This is a genomic window from Spirillospora sp. NPDC127506 (assembly GCF_040302145.1).
In the GTDB taxonomy this organism is placed as follows: Bacteria; Actinomycetota; Actinomycetes; order Streptosporangiales; family Streptosporangiaceae; genus Spirillospora.
On the sequence record NZ_JBEORG010000006.1, the window covers coordinates 145,935 to 164,705 of the forward strand.

Sequence of the window (18,771 nt, forward strand, 5' to 3'; positions counted from 1 at the left end):
CGCGGGCCGGCCCGGCCGCCGGCCGTGGACGGTTTGCTGGGCGATTTGTCATATATTTCGAGTGCGTTGCGGAAAGTTACGGAACGGTCGCGGACCCTTGTGGCCCGCACCACATTTATTTGATCATGAGCGGCTGTGTGGCGACGGGGGCTTGTACTGCGGCGGATGGCCGGCGATCGGACGCTGGTGCTGGCCGCCTGCGCGACCGCGCTGTTCGCCACCACCGTCCTCGCGGCCCTGGTCGGCTACACCGGGTCGGTGACCCGCGAAGGGCTGCGGCGCACCCTGGCCGACGCGACGTTCGCCTCCGTGGGGGCGACGATCGGCACGCACGTGCCCGCGAACGGCCTCACCGAGGTGCGGGGACGGGTCGACCGCACTCTCAAGCAGATCTACCGGGACGTGCCGCTGTCCGTCTCGATGAGCGTGCGCAGCGACTCCTACACGCTCCCCGGGCAGGAGAAGAGCGACCACCCCGAGCTGACCGCGTTCGGGACCTACACCGGCATCGAGAAGCACGCCCGGCTCACCAAGGGGCGCTGGCCCGGTGCGACCCCCGGTGACGTCGAGGCGGTGCTGCCCGCCGCCGCCGCGAAGGCCATCGGCGCCGACGTGGACGACGTCCTCACGCTGCACGGGCGCGTCGACAAGAAGTCGGTGGTGAAGGTCCGCGTCGTCGGGCTGTTCGAGGTCCCCGACCCGCAGCACTACTTCTGGCAGGGCGACCGGCTCGTCACGACCGGCGTCGAGCAGCTCGACTACACCACGTACGGGCCGTTCGTGGTGCCGCCCGATGTGTTCGCCGCGAAGTTCACCGGCACCGGCGCCGACGCCCGCTTCACCGTCATGCCGGACCTGCGCGGCGTCGGGTCCGGCGACCTCGCTCCGCTCGGCGACCGCGTCGCACACGCCGCCGACACCTTCGAGGACGCCGGCGGGGCGCAGTTCACCGTCGTGACGAAGCTCCCCGAACTGACCGGGCAGCTGGGCGGCGCCGTGCTCGTGGCACGTTCCACGATGCTGATCCCGGTGATCCAGCTCGTCCTGCTGGCCGGGTGCGCGTGGCTGCTGGTGGCCCGGCTGCTCGCCGACCACCGGCGCGGCGAGGTCGCGCTGCTGCGCACCCGCGGCATGGGGATGCGCCAGCTCGCCCGGCTCGGGCTGCTCGAAGGGCTGCTGATCGCGCTGCCCGCCGCGGTGCTCGGCCCGCTGCTCGCCCGCCCGCTGCTGCGGCTCGCCGGGCACGCCCCCGCGGTGCGGGCGTCCGGGCTGCGGCTGGACGCCGGGTCCGCGGCCCCGCTGTGGGCCGTGTCGGTGCTGACGGCGCTGGCGTGCGCGGTCGCCCTGACCGTCCCGACGCTGCGCGGCGCGAACCGCACGTTCGTCGAGGCCCAGGCCGGGATCGGCCGGCAGGGCCGCGGCGGGCTGCGCGGCTCCGGCGTCGACCTGGCGCTGCTGATCGTCGCCGGGCTCGCGATCTGGCAGCTCACCCGGTACGGGGCGGACGGCGCGGGCGGCACTGGGGACGGGACGTCCGGCGTCGACCCGTTCATCGTGTCCGGCCCCGCGCTGGCGCTGCTCGCCGGCGGGGTGCTGCTGCTGCGGGTCGTGCCGGGGGTGTCGCGCGTCGCCGAGCGGGTCGCGACGCGGGCCCGCGGGCTCGTGCCCGTCCTCGGCACCCGGCAGGTCGGGCGGCGCCAGCTCCGGTACGCGGGGCCGGTGCTGCTGCTGGTCATGGCGATGGCCGTGGGGGTGCTGTCGGTCACGACGATGGCGACCTGGCGGAAGTCGCAGACCGACCAGGCCGACTTCCAGAGCGGCGCCGACCTGCGGCTCACCCCCTCCACCGGCGGCGGGGGCCCGGCGGTGCTCGGCCAGGGCGGCCGGTTCGCGGCGCTGCCCGGCGTCACGGCCGCCACGGCCGTGCTGCGCACCGAGGCCGACCTCGGCAACGAGCCCGCGACGCTGCTCGCCGCCGACACCGGCACGCTCGGGCGCGTGCTGCGCGTCCAGCCCGGCCTGCGGAGCGACCTGCGGCTTGACGAACTGGCCGCGGCGCGACCCGCCGCCCCCTCGCTGGCCGTCCCGGGCAAGCCGAAGCGGCTGATGTTCGACCTGAAGCTCACCCGCACCGGCCCCACGCCGGGCGGCGAGGAGCCCGCGGCGGACACCGACTACAAGGTCGCGGTCACCGTCGTGGACGCGCACGGGCTGGCCCGGACGGCCGAGCTGCCCGGATTCCCCGCCGACGGCCACGAGCACACGGTCGCGCTGGACACCGCCGCGCTCGCCGGGCCGGGCGGCGTGCCGTCCTACCCGCTGTCGGTCCGGGGCGTCCACTACGCCTACGACGACAACGCCTACACGGGGCCGCTCGACCTGGCGGTCCTGGGCGTGCGCGGCGACGGCACCGGGGACGCCCGGACGCCCGCCGACCTCCGCTGGGACGTGTTCGCCTACTCGCCCGACCCGTCCAAGCCCCTGAAACCGCATCTGAAGGACGCGAAGGACGGGACGGAGGCCGGCGGTGCGCTCGCGGACATCGCGATGCCCGCGACCGCCGACCCCAACCCGAGCCGCGGCATCTACAGCAGCGCGACCGGCGCGACCGTCCACGCGATCCTCAGCACGCCCGCGCCGCCGAAGCACGGGGTGCAGAACACCGACCTGAAGCCCGCCGTGCCCGGCGTCATCACCGGCGAGATGGCGGAACGCGCCAAGGTCGGCGTCGGCGGCACCGTCACCGTCAGCACCGTGGACGGCGACCAGCCGGTCAAGGTCGTGGGGATCGCGCCCGCGCTGCCGACCGTGCCGCCCGGCCGCCCCGGCGTCCTCGTGGACCTGCCGACGCTCACCCAGAGCCGGCTCGCCGGCGACGGCGTCGCCACCGAGACCGTCCAGCCCGGCGAATGGTGGGCGGCGGTGCGCGGCGGGCGCACCGCCCCGGCCGTCCATGCGCTCGCGGACCATCCGCAGTGGGGCGAGGTCGCCGCCGACCGCGTCGAGACGCGCGCAGAACTGCGGGACGCCCCGCTCGGCGCGGCGCTGCAGGGCGCGCTCGTGCTCGGCTTCGGCGCCGCGCTCGCCTTCGCCGTCATCGCGTTCGTCGTCAACGCCGCGGTCACCGCGGGCGAGCGGACCCGGGAGTTCGCGGTGCTGCGCGCCCTCGGCGTCCATCCGAAGCAGGTCGCCGGGATGCTCGCGATCGAGCAGGCGTACCTGGTCGCGCTCGGCCTGCTCGGCGGGACGTTCCTCGGCCTGGTCGTGGCGCGGCTCGTCGTCCCGCACGTGGTGCTGAGCGTGCAGGCCGCCGACCCGTACCCGCCCGCCGAGCTCGTCGTCCAGTGGCCCGTGGTGCTGGCCGTGCTCGCCGGCGTCGCCGCGGTGCTCGGGCTCGTGCTTCCGCCGGTGATGCGGATCCTGCGGCGCCGGAACCTCGGCGCCGGACTGCGCGTGGGGGAGGACCGATGAGAGGCCCCGCCCTGCCGATGGGGGGCTCCGCCGTGCGGCTGGCCCGGGCGCAGTGGGCGCCGCTCGCCGCGCTGGCCGTGCTGTCGCTGCTCTCGGCGCTGCTCGCGGTCGCCGTCCCCGCCCGCACCGCCGCCGGGTACGACCGCGCCGCGGCCGCCGCCATCGGGCCGACCGCCGACCTGCGGGTGGAGGGCCAGGCGCAGGGCGGCGCCGCGTGGTCGGCGATCCCGAGCCAGGCGGCCCTGGAGTCCGGCACCATCACCTGGCAGCAGATGCTGCCGCGGTCGCTCGCCGGGGTGACCGGCGAGCCGGAGGCGTCCATCACCACGGAGCGGATGGCCGTCGACGGCCGGTTCGCCGCGCCCCGGCTGCTCTACCTGAGCTGGGACTTCGGCGCGTGGCAGCGCATCCGGCTCGTCGCCGGCGAGCGCGCGTACAACCCGGCGACCGAGACCGGCGGCGACATCCGCGTCATGGTCGCCAAGGAGTACGCCGACGAGCTCGGCTACAAGGTCGGCGACCGGATCCGCGCCGACGGCGCCACCGCCAGGATCACCGGCCTGTACGTGCCCGCGGACCCCGGCGACCCGTTCTGGGCGCCGCGCGCCCGCATGCTGCACGTGGTCAAGGAGTCGCTCGGCGGCGACGGGCTCCAGGGCGACGCGGGCACCGCGCTGATGGACCCCGGCGGGTACTCGCGGGTCGCGCGCGGCGGCGACGTCCAGTTCCTGTTCAGCTGGCGGTTTCCGATCCGCGGCGGCGAGGTCGACGCCGGCGCCGCCGGCGCCATGGCCGGCGACCTCGACGCGTTCCGCTCCGCGGTCCGCGGCCACGGCGGGATCTTCCCGTGCGACGTCGTCACGCCGCTCGACAAGCGGCTGACCGCGTTCGCCGGGCGGCTGCACACCGCGCGGTCGGTGCTCGGGCTGGCGCTCGGCGGGCTCGTCGCCGTCACCGCCGGGGTGCTGCTCCTCGCCGCCGGGCTGCTCGGCGAGCGGCTCCGCCCCGTCCTCGGCACGATGCGGGCGCGCGGCGCGTCGCTGCGGCAGCTCGCCGTCCCCGCCTGCGGGCTGACCGCGCTCGCCGTCGTCCCGCCCGCCGCGCTCGGGTACGCCGCGGGGCGGCTGCTGGACCTCGGCCCGCCGCAGCCGGCCTTCGCGTACGCGATCGCCGCGCTGGTCGCGGCCGCGCTGCTCATCTCCGCCGCCATGGTCTGGCGGGAGCGGGGCGGCGGCCTCGGCTCGGTCGCCGACCGCCGCGACGACCTCGTCACCGTGCGGCCGTCGCCGCGCCGGCTCGTCCTGGACGGCCTGCTGGTCGCGCTCGCCGTGATCGGCGTCGTGCTGCTGCGCCGGCGCGGCGCCGCCGCCGGGACCGACCCGCTGGTCGCCGCCGTCCCGGTGCTGCTCGGCGCGGCGCTCGGCGTGGTCGTCCTGCGCGGCTACCCGTACCTGCTGCGCGCCGCCGGGCCGGTCCTGCGGCGGCGCAGCGGCGCGGTCGCGTTCCTCGGCCTGGCCCGCGCGTCCCGGCAGAACCTGGTCGGGGCGCTGCCGCTGGCCGTCCTGCTGCTGGCCGCGACCGTCGCCGGCTTCACCGCGACCGTGGACACCGCGCTGCGGGACGGGCAGGCGCGCGCGTCCTGGTGGGAGACCGGGGCGGACGCGCGGGTCGAGGCGGGGCCGGTGGACGACGCGGCGCTGGCCCGCATCCGCGCGCTGCCCGGCGTGACCGGCGCCGTCCCCGCCCGGATCATCACGGGCGTGTCCGCGGCCTCGAACCCGGCGCCGATGACCGTGGTCGGCGTGGACCTCGACGCCTACCGGAGACTCGCGCCGTCCGTGCCGGGCATTCCGTCGGGCTCGGGCGTCCTGCTGTCGCCGCTCGCCGCCCGCACCGTCGGCATGGGGCCGCTGACGCTGAGCCGCCCCGGAATGACGCCGATCAACGTCAGGCCCGCGGGGCGCATCGAGCATTTCCCCGGCCAGGGGGAGGGCACCGCGTTCGCCGTCGTCCCGTACAAGCTGGTGGCGGGCGAGAAGGGATTCCCCTCCCAGGTGTTCGTCACCGGCGACGTGGACGCCCGGAAGCTGCGCGCCGCCTCCGGGCGGGACGTCCAGCTGCGGCGGGACGTCCTGCGGAACCTGACGCGCGGCCCCATGGTGACCGTCGTCCACGAGACGTTCCGGGACGGCGCGCTCATCGGCGGCGTGTTCGGCCTGCTCGCGGTGCTGCTCGTCCTGGTCGTCGGCGCCCGCGCCCGCGGCCGCACCGTCGCCCAGCTTCGCGCCCTCGGCCTCAGCCGGCGGCAGAGCCGCGGCCTCGCCCTGGTCGAGATCGCGCCCGTCCTGCTCTGCGCGGTCGGCGCCGGATGGGTGCTCGGCCTGCTCTTGCCCGACATCACCGGCCCGGTCGTCGACCTGCGGCCCTACACGGGCGGCTTCGCCGCCACCGCGCACACGCCCGGCCCGGCCGCGCTCCTCGGCCTCGCCGGGGCTCTGCTGCTGGCGGCCGCCGCGGCGGTCGCCGTCGACCGCCTCTTCGACACCCGCCCCGGAACAGCACTGAGAACGGGGGACTGATGGCCAACGCACCCGACCTCGCCGAACTGGAGCGCCGCGCCGCCGAACGCGGACCCGTCTACGGCGAGGGCGCGCACATCGTCTGCGACAACCTCGTCCGCATCTACAAGACCGACGGCATCGAGGTCGTCGCCCTCCAGGGGCTCGACCTGCTCGTCGACCCGGGCGAACTCGTCGCCATCGTCGGCGCGTCGGGCTCCGGGAAGTCGACCCTGCTGAACATCCTGTCCGGCCTGGACGTCCCCACCGCCGGGGTCGCCCGCGTCGCCGGCTCCGACCTGCTCACCATGACGTCCAAGGAACGGCTGCGGTTCCGCCGCGAGCAGGTCGGGTTCATCTGGCAGCAGACGTCCCGCAACCTGCTCCCGTACCTGACGGCCGTGCAGAACGTCGAGCTGCCCATGAAGTTCGCCGGGCGCTCCCGCCGCTCCCGCGCGACCCGCGCCGCCGAGCTGCTGGGCATGCTGGACGTCGGCGACTGCGCGAACCGGCGCCCCGCCGAACTGTCCGGCGGCCAGCAGCAGCGCATCGCGATCGCGGTGGCCGTCGCGAACGAGCCCCAGGTCGTCCTGGCCGACGAGCCCACCGGCGAGCTGGACACCGCCACCGCCGCGGGCGTCTTCGCCGCGCTCCGCCGCGTCAACGAGGAGCTCGGCACCACCACCGTCGTCGTCACCCACGACGCGCAGGTGGCCGAGCGCGTCGACCGCACCGTCGGCATCCGCGACGGCCGCACCAGCGTCGAGGTCCGCCGCGGCGGCGGCACCGCCGAGGAGTACGCCCTCCTCGACCGCGCCGGCCGCGTCCAGCTGCCCGCCGCGTTCACCGAGGCCCTCGACATGCGCGACCGCGTCCGCCTCGCACTGGAAAGCGACCACGTCGGCGTCTGGCCGGACCGGGAGGAGACCCCATGACGATGGTGGCCGTGGAGAACCTGACCCGCACCTACCGCACCGGCAAGATCGAGGTCCCGGCGCTGCGCGGCGCGTCCTTCACCGTCGACGCCGGCGAACTGGTCGCCATCAAGGGCCGCTCCGGCTCCGGCAAGACGACCCTCCTCAACCTGATCGGCGGCCTGGACACCCCGGACGGCGGCACCGTCCACGTGGACGGCCGCGAGGTGGGTGCGCTGCCGGAGAACGACCTCCTGGCCCTGCGCCGCGACCACATCGGCTACGTCTTCCAGTCCCACGGCCTGATCCCGGTGCTGTCGGCCGCCGAGAACGTCGAGGTCCCCCTACGCCTCGTCCGCAAGGACCCGGCCGAACGCGACGAGCGGGTGCGCGTCCTGCTGTCCCTCGTCGGCCTCGCGGACCACGCGGCCCAGCGCCCCTACGAGCTGTCCGGCGGCCAACGCCAACGAGTAGCCATAGCCAGAGCCCTGGCAAACCGCCCCCGCCTGCTCCTGGCCGACGAACCCACCGGCCAGCTCGACTCCGAAACAGCCGCCGCAATAATGCCCCTGCTGCGCGCCGTAGTAGCCAGCGAAGGCGTGACGGTCCTCGTGGCGACCCACGACCAGGCGCTCCTCTCGGAGGCCGACCGAGTGCTGAACCTGGAAGACGGCGTGATAACCGAAGTCCCCGTCCCCGCCTGACGTCAACCGACCGGGATCGTGTAAGCCAGTTCGTACCGGTCGACGGGAACCACGATGTCGGCGGTCTCGACCGCGCGGTCGCCGGTATGGGTGCGCTGGATCAGCATCACGATGGAGCCCATCGGCTCACCGAGCCGCTCTGCCTCGTCCGCCAGAACGGCCCGCGCCGTCACCACCTCGGTGGCCGGCGCGACCTCGTGTCCAATGGCCCGCATCCGGGCGACCACTTCGGCACCCGCGTACGGTCCCTCCTCTGGCAGCATCACCGGCGTTCCACGCGTGATCTCCAGCGGCTCCCACGAGGTGGAGAGCATGACGGGCCGCTCGTCCGCCATCACTGTGGCGTTGCGTCCCGGATGGGCGCGTATCGCAGTGACGGACGCCGGGGCAGGAGCTTGGAAGCCTCCGGACGCGGCGCTGGACGCGGTGTCCGAGTACGGGCGGGGGTTGTTCATCGTCGAGCAGACCGCCGACAAGATCGGCCACGACATCACCGAGTCCGGTCAAACCATGTGGGCGGAGTTCGCCTGGGACGTGGAGTCATGAGGCTGGGCCGCTGGAGGACAGGCTTGCAGGCGACGTGCGACCGATCCAGGAGGATACGGCTCGAGCGCTCGCGCGGAAGTATGGCGTCCTGCCTGCGGCTGCGCCCGGGGCCGGTTGGCGGGCGGGTGGGGTGGGAAGTGATCGTTCATGGCGACTGTGGTTCTGGTGGGGACGCTCGATACCAAGGGGCCGGAGTACGAGTGGCTCCGGGAGCGGGTGCGGGAGCTCGGGTGCGAGGTCGTGCTCGTGGACGCGGGGGTCGGGGCGTCCGAGGTCGACGCCGATGTCCCGGCCGAGGAGGTCGCGCGCGCCGGCGGCGCGTCGCTGAGCGCGTTGCGGGACGCCGGGGACCGCGGGGCCGCCGTCACCGCCATGGGGGAGGGCGCGGCGGCCGTCCTCGCGGGGCTGGAGCGCATCGACGCCGTTCTCGCGGTGGGCGGGAGCGGGGGTTCCTCCATCGCGGCCCGGGCCGTCCGGGACCTTCCCATCGGGCTGCCCAAGGTGATCGTGTCGACGATGGCGGCCGGGGACGTCTCGCCCTACGTGGGCGCCAAGGACGTGACCCTGATGTACAGCGTCGTCGACATCGCGGGCGTCAACCGGGTGTCGCGGCTGATCCTCGGGAACGCGGCCGCCGCGGCCGCCGGGATGGCGAAGGCCCGCGAACGGGCGGCGCCCGCCGCGGACGAGCGGCCGCTGGTCGGGGCGTCCATGTTCGGCGTCACCACCCCGGCGGTGGACGCGGCGCGAGAGCGGCTGGACGAGCTGGGCTACGAGGTGCTCGTCTTCCACGCGACCGGGGCCGGCGGGCGGGCGCTCGAAGGGCTCGTGGAGAGCGGGCTGCTGGCCGGCGTGCTCGACCTGACCACGACCGAGCTGGCCGACGATCTGGTGGGCGGCGTCCTGTCGGCCGGGCCCGAGCGGCTCACCGCGGCGGGGCGGCTCGGGGTCCCGCAGGTCGTGGCGCCCGGCGCCCTGGACATGGTCAACTTCGGGCCGCGGGAGACGGTCCCGGAGCGGTTCGAGGGCCGCGACCTGTACGTCCACAACCCGACCGTGACGCTGATGCGGACGACGCGGGACGAGATGGCCGAGCTGGGCCGGCGGATCGCCGGCAAGCTGCGGGACGCGACCGGGCCGACCGTGCTGTTCCTGCCGCTCGGCGGCGTGTCGGCGCTGGACGCGCCGGGGATGCCCTTCCACGATCCGGAGGCGGACGAGGCGTGCTTCGCGGCCATGGAGGGCGCCGTGGAGACGGAGAGGCTCGACATGAACATCAACGATCCGGCGTTCGGCCGCGCGATGGCCGACCGGCTGCACGAGATGATCTCGGGGGGATCGCAGTGAACCGCGACACCGTTCTCTTCCGGCTGCGCAACGCCGTCCAGGAGGGCAAGCCGATCATCGGCGCCGGGGCGGGCACCGGGCTGTCCGCGAAATGCGCCGAGGCCGGCGGCGTCGACCTGATCATCATCTACAACTCCGGCCGCTACCGGATGGCGGGGCGCGGCTCCCTGGCCGGGCTGCTGCCCTACGGGGACGCCAACCAGATCGTGGTGGAGATGGCGTCCGAGGTGCTTCCGGTCGTCAAGGAGACGCCCGTCCTCGCGGGGGTCTGCGGCACCGACCCGTTCCGGGTGATGCCCGTGTTCCTCGACCAGCTGAAGGCCATGGGGTTCGCGGGCGTGCAGAACTTCCCGACCGTGGGTCTCTACGACGGGGTCTTCCGGCAGAACCTCGAAGAGACCGGCATGGGGTACGACCTGGAGATCGAGATGATCCGCCAGGCCCACCAGCGCGGACTCGTCACCGCGCCCTACGTGTTCGACGCGGCCCAGGCGCGGGCGATGGCGGAGGCCGGCGCGGACGTCCTCGTCCCGCACGTCGGGCTGACGACGAAGGGCAGCATCGGCGCGGGCACGGCGCTGACGCTGGACGAGGCGGTCGAGCGCGTCCAGGCCATGCGGGACGCCGCGGCCGCCGTGCGGCCCGACGTCCTCGTGCTGTGCCACGGCGGCCCCATCGCCGAGCCGGACGACGCCGCCTACGTGCTGTCGCGCACGCGGGGCGTCGTCGGCTTCTTCGGGGCCTCGTCCGTCGAGCGGCTGCCGACCGAGAAGGCGATCACCGAGCAGGTGGCGGCCTTCAAGAACCTGGAGATCTGAATGCTGGTCAACCCTGGCGACGTGACGACGATGACCTTCGACTGGGGGTCCATCAAATGGTTCGTCACCCCGTCGAGCGTGGAGGGCGCGAGCAGCACGCTGGGCGAGGTGATCGTCAACCCGGGCAAGGGGCACGCGCGGCACAACCACCCGAACGCCGAGGAGGTCATCTACGTGATCTCCGGTGAGGCCACGCAGATGGTGGACGACGGCGAGCCGTTCCCCATCCGGGAGGGCGACGCGGTGCACATCCCGAAGGGCGTCTGGCACTCGACGCACAACACGACGTGGCGGCCGCTCCGGCTCATCGTGACCTACACGCCGGGCGGCGAGGAGAAGGCGCTGGAGGGAGCCCCCGACTTCCGGCTCCACGAGGCCGGCGCGGTGCCGGAGTGGTCGCGGGCCTAGGCGCGCGACCAGGCGTCCAGGCCGTCTTCGGTGAGGAGGACGTCGAACGCCGCGTCGGCGCCGCCCGCCAGGGGCCCGCGCGGGCCGAGGGTCGAGGGGCGGACGGGCGGCGGGTCGGCCCGGCGGTAGCGCATCAGGGCCGCCGTGTAGGCGCCGGAGAGGGCCTCGGGCGCCGCGGCGGCCAGGTCGGTGGCCAGGCCCGACAGCGTGACGACGTCCGGGTCCAGGGCGTTGACCAGGGCGCCCATGCCCCGGCCGAGGGCGCGGGCCGCTCCCGCGACGGCCTCCCGGGCCTCGGGTGAGGATGACGCGAGGATCTCCGCGGCCGCCGTGCGGGGGTCGCGGGGCGGCGGGCGGTGCAGGGCGCGGGACATGGCGCGGCCGTCCACCTCCAGGTCCCAGCAGCCGCGCGCGCCGCACGGGCATTCGAGGGCGGGGTCGCCGAAGGGCATGTGGCCGAACTCGCCGCCCGCGCCCGTCGCGCCGTCCACCGGGCGCCCGTCCACGACGAGGATGCCGCCGACCCCGACCTCCACCGTCAGGTGCAGGACGACCCGTGAGCCCGCGCCGGCTCCGCGCCGCGCCTCCGCCAGGCCGGCGAGCGAGGCGTCGTTGCCGACCAGCAGCGGGATCCCGGCGGGTTTGAGCGCCTCCAGGGAGACGTCGCGCCACCCCATGCCGGACGCCTGGACGACCGTCGTCCCGCTGACCGTCCCCGCGACGCAGGCGGACACCGCGCGCAGCCGCCGCCCGTAGCGGGCGTGCAGCGCGGCGACGTGCCCGGCCAGCAGTCCGACGACCTCGGGCGAGCCGGTGTGGCGGCCGTCGGACTCGGCCAGCACGCCGCCGCCCAGCTCGACGGCCGCCACCCGCCACGCCTCGTGGCTGATGTCCACCACGCACACGAGCGGACCGTCCGGATGCGCGGTGAGCACGGGGGACGGCCGGCCGCGGCCGCCGGTGCGGGGCGGCAGGTCCTCGCCGACGAGCCGGGACGCCTTGAGCCGGCTCGTGATCTCGGTGGCGGACCCGCTGCTCAGCCCCAGCGCGCGGGAGGCGTCCGCGCGCGTCGCGGCCGGGTGCGCATGGACGTACCGGAGCACCGCCAGCGCGCCCTGGCTGCGCAGTGCCCGTGCGGAGTGCGCGGTCTTCGGCTGCATGGTGACATCCTGGCCCCAACCGTTTATGCTCGTTGCACGAGCATAATGCGGAAGGCGCGCGATGGACATCGACAGGGGCCCGGAGCCGGCCACCGGGCGCAGAACCGGGACCTTCGGGCTCTACGCGTCCTTCGGGTGCCTCGGCTACCTGCTGACCGCGCTCGGCGCGATCCTGCCCGAGCTGCGGGAGGAGCGCGGGCTGCCGCGCGCCGAGGTCGCGCTCTACCCGTCGGCGTTCGCGCTCGGGCTGGTCGTGATCGGCCTGGTCGGGCACCACCTGGCGGCCCGGCTCGGCCGGTACGCCCTGCCGGCGGCCCTGGCCGCCCTCGTCGGCGGCGCCGCGATCCTGGCCGCCGGCGGCGGACGGCTCGGGGCCGGGCTCGGCGCCCTCGTCCTCGGGCTCGGCGGCGCGGGGCTCGTCCAGCTCGTCCCGGCGGCGCTGCGGGCCGCCGCGCACCCCGGCGACGGAACGGTCCAGATCGGGCTGGCGAACGCGGTCGCCAGCGGGGCGTCCGTGCTCTCCCCGATCCTCATCGGGGCCGCCCTGGCCTACGGCCTCGGATGGCGGGCGCCCTTCGCGATCCCGCCCCTCGCGGTGGCCGCCGCCCTCCTCCTCGTCGCCTTCCGTCCGCCCTCGGCGGGACGGGCCGCGCCCGGCGAAGCCGAGCCGCGGGGCGGCGGTGCCCGCCAAGGGGCTCCGCGGGCGTTCTGGGGCAGGTGGGCCGATCTCGTGCTCGCCGTCGGCGTGGAGTTCTGCATGGTCTTCTGGGCCGCCGACTTCCTCGGCGACGTGAAAGGGCTCGGCTCGGGGGCGGCGGCCACGCTGTCGGCGGCGTTCGTGCTGGGCATGGCGGTCGGGCGCACCGCGTCCGGGCCGGTCGTCCGCGCCATGGGACGCCCCGACCGGCTGCTCGCCGCGAGCGCGCTGACCGGCGTCGCCGGGTTCGCGGTCCTGTGGACGGCGCCCGCCCCGGTCGCCGTCGCCGGGCTGCTGGTCACCGGGCTCGGCATGGCCCTGCTCTACCCCGTGCTCCTCGCGCGGGCGCTCGCCGCCTGGCCGGAGCGGCCCGTCCGGGCCGCCGCCCGCTGCGCGCTCGCGTCCGGCGTCGCGATCGGCGCCGCGCCGCTCGCGCTCGGGACGCTCGCCGACCTCACCACGCTGCGCGCCGCCGTCTTCGTCGCCCCGGCGCTCCTGGTGGTCCTGCTCGTCCGCTGCGGACGGCGGCTCGGCGCCGGCCCGGTCAGCGGATGATCCTGCCGCGCACGTAGACCCAGCCGCCGTCCCCCCGGACGAACCGGCTGACCTCGTGCAACTCCCCGGGCTCGGCGCCCGCGAGGTAGTGGGCGCGGAACTCGACGACGCCCTTCTCGTCGTCCGGCCCGCCGTCCTCCTCCCGGACGATCTCAAGCCGCGTCCAGTGCAGGCCGTCCTCGAATCCCACCCGCTCCGGACGCGTCGCCGGGTGCCACGTCCTCAGCAGGTAAGCCTCGTCCTCGACGGCGAAAGCGCTGAACCGCGAGCGCATCAGCTCCCCGGCCGTCCCGGCCGCGGCCTCGCCCCGGTGCAGCCGCCCGCAGCAATCCCGATACCGGGAGCCGAGCCCACACGGACATTTCTTCGCCACATGGGCATTCTGCCTTGCGGGACGGTGTGCGCGCGGCGACCATGGGCGCCATGTCCGCCAATGAGACGCCCGAAATCGACACTTCCCGCCCGCACTCGGCCCGCATGTGGAACTACTGGGTCGGCGGCAAGGACTACTACGAGATCGACAAGCAGGTCGGCGACCAGGTCGCCGCCGCGTACCCGGGCGTCAGCGACGTCGCCAGGCACTCCCGCGTCGCGCTGGGCCGCATGGTCCGGTATCTCACCGCCGAGGAGGGCATCCGGCAGTTCCTCGACGTCGGCACCGGGCTGCCGACCCACGACAACACCCACGAGGTCGCCCAGCGCATCGCGCCCGAGTCGCGCGTGGTGTACGTCGACAACGACCCGCTCGTCCTGGTGCACGCGCGGGCGCTCCTGGTCGGGCGCCCGGAGGGGAGGACCGACTACATCGAGTGCGACGTCCGCGACCCGGAGCGGATCCTGGCCGGGGCCGCCCGCACCCTCGACTTCACCCGGCCCATCGGCCTGATCATGTTCGGGATCATGGGCAACGTGGTCGACGACGACGAGGCGTACGCCATCGTCCGCCGGTTCGTGGACGCGCTCGCCCCGGGCAGCTTCCTGGCCCTCAACGACGGCACCGGCAGCGTCGACAAGCAGGCGCGCGAGGAGGCCATCAGGATCGCCGTGGAGCGCGGCTCGACCCCCTACATCGACCGTTCGCCCGAGCAGCTCGCCGAGTTCTTCACCGGCCTGGAACTCCTCGAACCGGGCATCGTGTCCACGTCCCGGTGGCGGCCCGAGGCCACCCCGTTCGGCGCGCCGCCGGAGGTGGACGCCGCCTGCGGTCTCGGCCGCAAACCGTGATCCTCCGCGGACGTGTCGGATCCGGCCCCGCGCCGATCGTCTAGGAGGTGACAACGGCCGAACGCCCCCGCACGGGGCCGGAGGGAGCACCTCATGGACCTGACGATGAACACGATCGACATCGTGGTGTCCGACATGGACGCCGCCGTCGCCTTCTACCGCCGCCTCGGCATCGAGTTCAAGGTGGACTCCGCCCACCCCGACCACGCGGACTGCGACCTGCCCGGCGGCCTGCACCTGATGCTCGACACCGAGGGCTTCCGCGGCCCCACGGTCGACGGCTGGACGAAGCCGTCCGGCGGCCCCCGCAACTTCCTCGCCTTCCAGGCCGCGACCCCGGCGGACGTGGACGCCAAGTACGCGGAACTGACCGAGGCGGGGTACACCGGAGCCAAGGAGCCGTGGGACGCGTTCTGGGGCATGCGGTACGCGACCGTCCTCGACCCGGACGGCAACGGCATCGACCTGTACGCGCCGCTGCCCGCGGGCTGAGCGGCGCCGAGCGAGCCGGCCGCCGAGCGAACGGAGGGAACGGGCGCCGATGAAATACGTGCTCATGTTCGTCGAGACCGAGGAGTACGCCAAGGAGCTGGCCGCCATGAGCGACGACGAGCGCCAGGCCGCCTACGAGCAGGTCGCGCAGTGGTTCGCCCGGCACGCCGCGCAGATCACCCACCACGGGCGGCTGCAGCCCGCGCACACGGCCACCACCATGCGGCTGGACGGGACGGAGCCGCTGCTCACCGACGGCCCGTTCGTCGAGGGCAAGGAGATCGTCAGCGGCTACGCCGAGCTGGAGGTCGCCGACCTGGACGAGGCCCTCGCCGTCGCCCGCGACTGGCCCGCCTGCCCGGTGATCGAGATCCGCCCGCTCACCTGACGGACGACCGCCGATGGACAGGGTGCACGACGAGCTGACCCGCGTGCTGCGCGAGCACGCGGGCCGGCTGACGGCCTGCCTGATCCGGACGCTCGGCGACTTCTCCGCCGCCGAGGACGTGATGCAGGACGCCGTCGAGACCGCGCTGAAGCGCTGGCCCGCCGAGGGCATACCGGACCATCCGGACGCCTGGCTGCTCACGACCGCCCGCCGCCGCGGCATCGACCTGCTGCGCCGCCAGGCCAACTACCGCGAGAAGCTGGCCCGGCTGCAGTGGCCGGTGCCGAGCGAGCCCGACGACCGGCTCAAGCTCGTCTTCACCTGCTGCCACCCGGCGCTGCCCGTGCCGGCCCAGGTCGCGCTCACCCTGCGCACGGTGTGCGGGCTGACGACCGAGCAGATCGCCGCCGCCTTCCTCGTCCCGGAGACGACCGTCGCGCAGCGCATCACCCGCGCCAAACGCAAGATCACCGACGCGGGCATCCCGTACCGGATCCCGCCGGACGGCGAGCTCCACGAGCGCCTGAACCAGGTCCTCGCCGTGGTGTACCTGCTGTTCAACGAGGGCTACCTGACGAGCGGAGGGGAGCGCCCGCACGCCCGCGACCTGGCGGACGACGCGCAATGGCTCGCGGAGAACCTCGCCTGGCTGATGCCGCGGCAGCCCGAGGTGCTGGGGCTGCTCGCGCTCATCCGGCTGCACCAGGCGCGCACCGCGGCCCGCTTCGACGCCGGCGGGCGGCTCGTCCTGCTCCGCGACCAGGACCGCGGGCGCTGGGACCACGCCGCCGTCAAGGAGGCGACCCGGCTGCTCGAACGCGCCGCCGCGATGCGCCGCCCCGGCCCCTACCAGATCCAGGCCGCGATCGTCGCGTGCCACGCGGAGGCCCCCACCTGGGACGACACCGACTGGACGCAGATCCTCGTCCTCTACGACATGCTGCTGAGCATGACGCGGACGCCGGTCGTCCGCCTGCACCGCGCCATCGCGCTCCGCTACGTCCGGGGCCCGCAGGCCGCCCTGGACGAACTGGACCCGCTCGCGCGCGCCCTGGACGGCCACCACCTCTACCACGCCACCCGCGCCGAACTCCTGCGCGACCTCGGCCGGCAGCGCGAGGCCCACACGGCCGACCGCCGTGCCCTCGCCCTCACCTCCAACCCGGCCCAGCAGGCCCTCATCACCGACCGCCTCGCCTGGACCTGAGCGGGCTCCGCGGACGGAGCGCCGGACGCCTCCGGGTACCGTTTCGCCGTATCCCGGCCACAGCCGGGCCGGTACCGGGACCGTCGCCTCGTCATCCAGTGAGCGCCTGTGCAGACCCTGATCATCGACAACTACGACTCGTTCACGCACAACCTCGTCCAGCACGTGGCGGAGGCGGGGTCCGAGCCCGTCGTCATGCGCAACGACGAGGCGGAGTGGAGCCCCGGCCTGCTGGAGCCGTTCGACAACGTCGTCATCTCGCCGGGCCCCGGCTCGCCGGAGCGCCGCGAGGACTTCGGGATCTGCGCGGACGTGATCAGGCACGCCCGGATCCCGCTGCTCGGGGTGTGCCTCGGCCACCAAGGGATCTGCCACGTGTTCGGGGGACGCGTCCGGCCCGCTCCGGAGGTCCGGCACGGGCTGTCGTCGTGGGTCGAGCACACGGGCGCCGACCTGTTCGACGGGGTGCCGTCGCCGTTCTCGGCGGTGCGGTACCACTCGCTGGCCGTGGACGGGCTGCCGCCGGTGCTGGAGCCGGTGGCGTGGACGTCCGACGGGGTGCTGATGGGCGTCCGGCACAGGCGGCGGCCGATCTGGGGCGTCCAGTTCCACCCCGAATCGGTGTGCACGGATCACGGGCGCCGCATCATCGCGAACTTCCTGGCGCAGAGCGCCCGCGCCGAGGTGGAACCCCGCCGCGCCCCGGCCGTGGCGCGCGGCGAAGCCGCGGCGGGGACGGGGCCGAAGTCCTTCAAGGTGATCGCGCGGCGCCTCGGCGCCCCGGCGGTGGCCGAGGACGTCTTCGGCGCGCTGTTCGCCTCGTCCGACCGGGCGTTCTGGCTGGACAGCAGCCGGACCGGCGAGCACGGCGGGCGGTTCTCGTTCATGGGCGACGCCGGCGGCCCGCTGGCGCGGTCCGTCTTCTTCGACGTGGAGACGGGCGAGCTGACCGTCGAGTCGGCGAGCGGGCGGACGCGGATCGAGCGCGCGTCCTTCTTCGACTGGATCGACGCCGACGTGCGCGCGCACGCCGCGGAGGTCCCGGACGTGCCGTTCGGGTTCACCCTGGGCTGGGTGGGATATCTCGGCTATGAGCTGAAGGCCGAGACCGGCGGCGCCAGGGCGCACCGCTCCCCGCACCCCGACGCCGCCATGATCTTCGCCGACCGGGCCGTGGCGTTCGACCACGCGGACGGATCCGTCCACCTCATGGCGCTGTGCCGGGTCGGGGACGAGCGGGACGCGCTGGCCTGGCTCGACGGTACGGAGGCGCGCCTGGCCGCCTTGCCCGTCCCCGCCGCGCCCGCCCCGCGCACCGGGGCGCCGGCGCCGGCGCTGCGGCACGGGCGCGCACGCTACCTCGACAAGATCGCGGAATGCCGGCGGGAGATCGTCGCCGGGGAGACCTACGAGGTGTGCCTCACCAACATGCTGACGGCGCGGGTGCGCGCCGACCCGTGGGACCTCTACCGGCGGCTGCGGCGGAGCGACCCGGTGCCGTTCGGCGCCCTGCTGCGGTTCGGCGACCTGTCGGTGCTGAGCTCCTCTCCCGAGCGCTTCCTGCGGGTGACGGCGGACGGGCAGGCCGAGTCGAAGCCGATCAAGGGGACCCGGCCGCGCTCGCCCGACCCGGCCGCGGACCGGCGGCTGCGCGAGGAGCTCGCGCGCAGCGCCAAGGACCGCGCCGAGAACCTCATGATCGTCGACCTCGTCCGGCACGATCTCGGGGGAGTCGCCGAGACCGGGTCGGTCGCCGCCGGCCCGGTCTTCGACGTGGAGAGCTACACGACCGTCCACCAGCTGGTGAGCACCGTGCGGGCCAGGCTCCGCCCGGACGTCTCGGCGGTGGGGTGCGTGCGGGCGGCGTTCCCGGGCGGCTCGATGACGGGGGCTCCGAAGATCCGCACCATGCGGATCATCGACCGCCTGGAGGAGGGGCCGCGCGGCGTGTACTCGGGGGCCATCGGGTACTTCTCGCTGTCCGGCGCGGCCGACTTCAGCATCGTGATCCGCACGGCCGTCGCCTCGGCGTCCACCGGGCGCGTCGAGTTCGGCATCGGCGGCGCCATCACCGCGCTGTCCGACCCGGCCGCCGAGTTCGAGGAGACCGCGGTCAAGGCCGCGCCGCTGCTCCGGCTGCTCGGCGCCCCCTTCCCCGATCTCCCGGACGGTCCGGTCTCCGAAGCGGCTCTGGTGAGCGAGGTCTGAGACGGCGCGCTGGGCCGCGGTTCACACCGGACTGCGATCGCGAGGCCGGCCGCGGCGGCGTTGACAGGCGGCCG

At 74.8% G+C, this 18,771-nt stretch carries 17 protein-coding genes; 14 read left to right on the forward strand and 3 right to left on the reverse strand.

The window, feature by feature from the left end; all coding sequences use genetic code 11:
* The first annotated feature begins 165 nt into the window (after window positions 1-165).
* From ABTW95_RS09130 to ABTW95_RS09145, 4 genes are read left to right on the forward strand one after another with little or no spacing between them, the layout of a single operon-like run.
* Window positions 166-3,471 carry an ABC transporter permease gene (locus ABTW95_RS09130; RefSeq protein ID WP_500225831.1) on the forward strand — a complete coding sequence of 1,102 codons (3,306 nt, stop codon included), beginning with the start codon at window positions 166-168 and terminating at the stop codon, window positions 3,469-3,471.
* Window positions 3,468-6,050, forward strand: a complete 2,583-nt coding sequence (locus ABTW95_RS09135) for an FtsX-like permease family protein (RefSeq protein ID WP_500225832.1) — start codon at window positions 3,468-3,470, stop codon at window positions 6,048-6,050. Before ABTW95_RS09130 ends, ABTW95_RS09135 begins: the two co-directional genes overlap by 4 nt.
* Complete coding sequence (locus tag ABTW95_RS09140) at window positions 6,050-6,964, forward strand: ABC transporter ATP-binding protein (RefSeq protein WP_396452091.1); 915 nt, start codon at window positions 6,050-6,052, stop codon at window positions 6,962-6,964. The genes ABTW95_RS09135 and ABTW95_RS09140 overlap by 1 nt, the downstream gene beginning before the upstream one ends.
* On the forward strand, window positions 6,961-7,647 hold the full coding sequence (locus ABTW95_RS09145; RefSeq protein WP_500225834.1) for an ABC transporter ATP-binding protein: 687 nt from the start codon (window positions 6,961-6,963) through the stop codon (window positions 7,645-7,647). The genes ABTW95_RS09140 and ABTW95_RS09145 overlap by 4 nt, the downstream gene beginning before the upstream one ends.
* 2 nt (window positions 7,648-7,649) lie before the next feature.
* Here the strand turns inward: ABTW95_RS09145 and ABTW95_RS09150 are convergent, their stop codons facing one another.
* The gene (locus tag ABTW95_RS09150; protein ID WP_500225836.1) at window positions 7,650-7,982 is read right to left on the reverse strand and encodes a UTRA domain-containing protein; all 333 of its coding nucleotides are present in this window, start codon (window positions 7,980-7,982) and stop codon (window positions 7,650-7,652) included.
* A gap of 37 nt (window positions 7,983-8,019) precedes the next feature.
* Between ABTW95_RS09150 and ABTW95_RS09155 the strand changes: the two genes are divergently transcribed.
* The 4 genes from ABTW95_RS09155 to ABTW95_RS09170 all read left to right on the forward strand — a co-directional run bounded on the left by ABTW95_RS09155 (window position 8,020) and on the right by ABTW95_RS09170 (window position 10,766).
* Window positions 8,020-8,193 (forward strand): ATP-binding protein, encoded by a 174-nt coding sequence (locus tag ABTW95_RS09155; protein WP_500225837.1) that lies wholly within the window; start codon window positions 8,020-8,022, stop codon window positions 8,191-8,193.
* A 147-nt stretch (window positions 8,194-8,340) separates the two neighbouring features.
* Window positions 8,341-9,540: a Tm-1-like ATP-binding domain-containing protein gene (locus tag ABTW95_RS09160; protein WP_500225839.1), complete on the forward strand. Its 1,200-nt coding sequence runs from the start codon at window positions 8,341-8,343 to the stop codon at window positions 9,538-9,540.
* On the forward strand, window positions 9,537-10,358 hold the full coding sequence (locus tag ABTW95_RS09165; protein ID WP_500225840.1) for a phosphoenolpyruvate hydrolase family protein: 822 nt from the start codon (window positions 9,537-9,539) through the stop codon (window positions 10,356-10,358). The genes ABTW95_RS09160 and ABTW95_RS09165 overlap by 4 nt, the downstream gene beginning before the upstream one ends.
* The gene (locus ABTW95_RS09170; RefSeq protein ID WP_500225842.1) at window positions 10,359-10,766 is read left to right on the forward strand and encodes a cupin domain-containing protein; all 408 of its coding nucleotides are present in this window, start codon (window positions 10,359-10,361) and stop codon (window positions 10,764-10,766) included.
* Here ABTW95_RS09170 and ABTW95_RS09175 read toward each other — a convergent pair.
* On the reverse strand, window positions 10,763-11,926 hold the full coding sequence (locus ABTW95_RS09175; protein WP_500225844.1) for an ROK family transcriptional regulator: 1,164 nt from the start codon (window positions 11,924-11,926) through the stop codon (window positions 10,763-10,765). The genes ABTW95_RS09170 and ABTW95_RS09175 overlap by 4 nt on opposite strands.
* Window positions 11,927-11,987: 61 nt before the next feature.
* On the opposite strand from ABTW95_RS09175, the gene ABTW95_RS09180 reads away from it, so the two are divergent.
* Complete coding sequence (locus ABTW95_RS09180) at window positions 11,988-13,178, forward strand: MFS transporter (RefSeq protein WP_500225846.1); 1,191 nt, start codon at window positions 11,988-11,990, stop codon at window positions 13,176-13,178.
* Here the strand turns inward: ABTW95_RS09180 and ABTW95_RS09185 are convergent.
* On the reverse strand, window positions 13,168-13,551 hold the full coding sequence (locus ABTW95_RS09185) for a YchJ family protein (RefSeq protein WP_500225847.1): 384 nt from the start codon (window positions 13,549-13,551) through the stop codon (window positions 13,168-13,170). The genes ABTW95_RS09180 and ABTW95_RS09185 overlap by 11 nt on opposite strands.
* Window positions 13,552-13,601: 50 nt before the next feature.
* On the opposite strand from ABTW95_RS09185, the gene ABTW95_RS09190 reads away from it, so the two are divergent.
* From ABTW95_RS09190 to pabB, 5 genes are all read left to right on the forward strand, one after another.
* Window positions 13,602-14,402 (forward strand): SAM-dependent methyltransferase, encoded by an 801-nt coding sequence (locus ABTW95_RS09190; protein WP_396449122.1) that lies wholly within the window; start codon window positions 13,602-13,604, stop codon window positions 14,400-14,402.
* Window positions 14,403-14,495: 93 nt separating this feature from the next.
* Window positions 14,496-14,894: a VOC family protein gene (locus ABTW95_RS09195; RefSeq protein ID WP_396449123.1), complete on the forward strand. Its 399-nt coding sequence runs from the start codon at window positions 14,496-14,498 to the stop codon at window positions 14,892-14,894.
* Window positions 14,895-14,943: 49 nt separating this feature from the next.
* Window positions 14,944-15,282: a YciI family protein gene (locus ABTW95_RS09200; RefSeq protein WP_396449124.1), complete on the forward strand. Its 339-nt coding sequence runs from the start codon at window positions 14,944-14,946 to the stop codon at window positions 15,280-15,282.
* Window positions 15,283-15,295: 13 nt separating this feature from the next.
* Window positions 15,296-16,489 (forward strand): RNA polymerase sigma factor, encoded by a 1,194-nt coding sequence (locus tag ABTW95_RS09205; RefSeq protein WP_500225849.1) that lies wholly within the window; start codon window positions 15,296-15,298, stop codon window positions 16,487-16,489.
* Window positions 16,490-16,597: 108 nt separating this feature from the next.
* Window positions 16,598-18,697: an aminodeoxychorismate synthase component I gene (gene pabB, locus ABTW95_RS09210; RefSeq protein ID WP_500225851.1), complete on the forward strand. Its 2,100-nt coding sequence runs from the start codon at window positions 16,598-16,600 to the stop codon at window positions 18,695-18,697.
* Window positions 18,698-18,771: the final 74 nt, after the last annotated feature.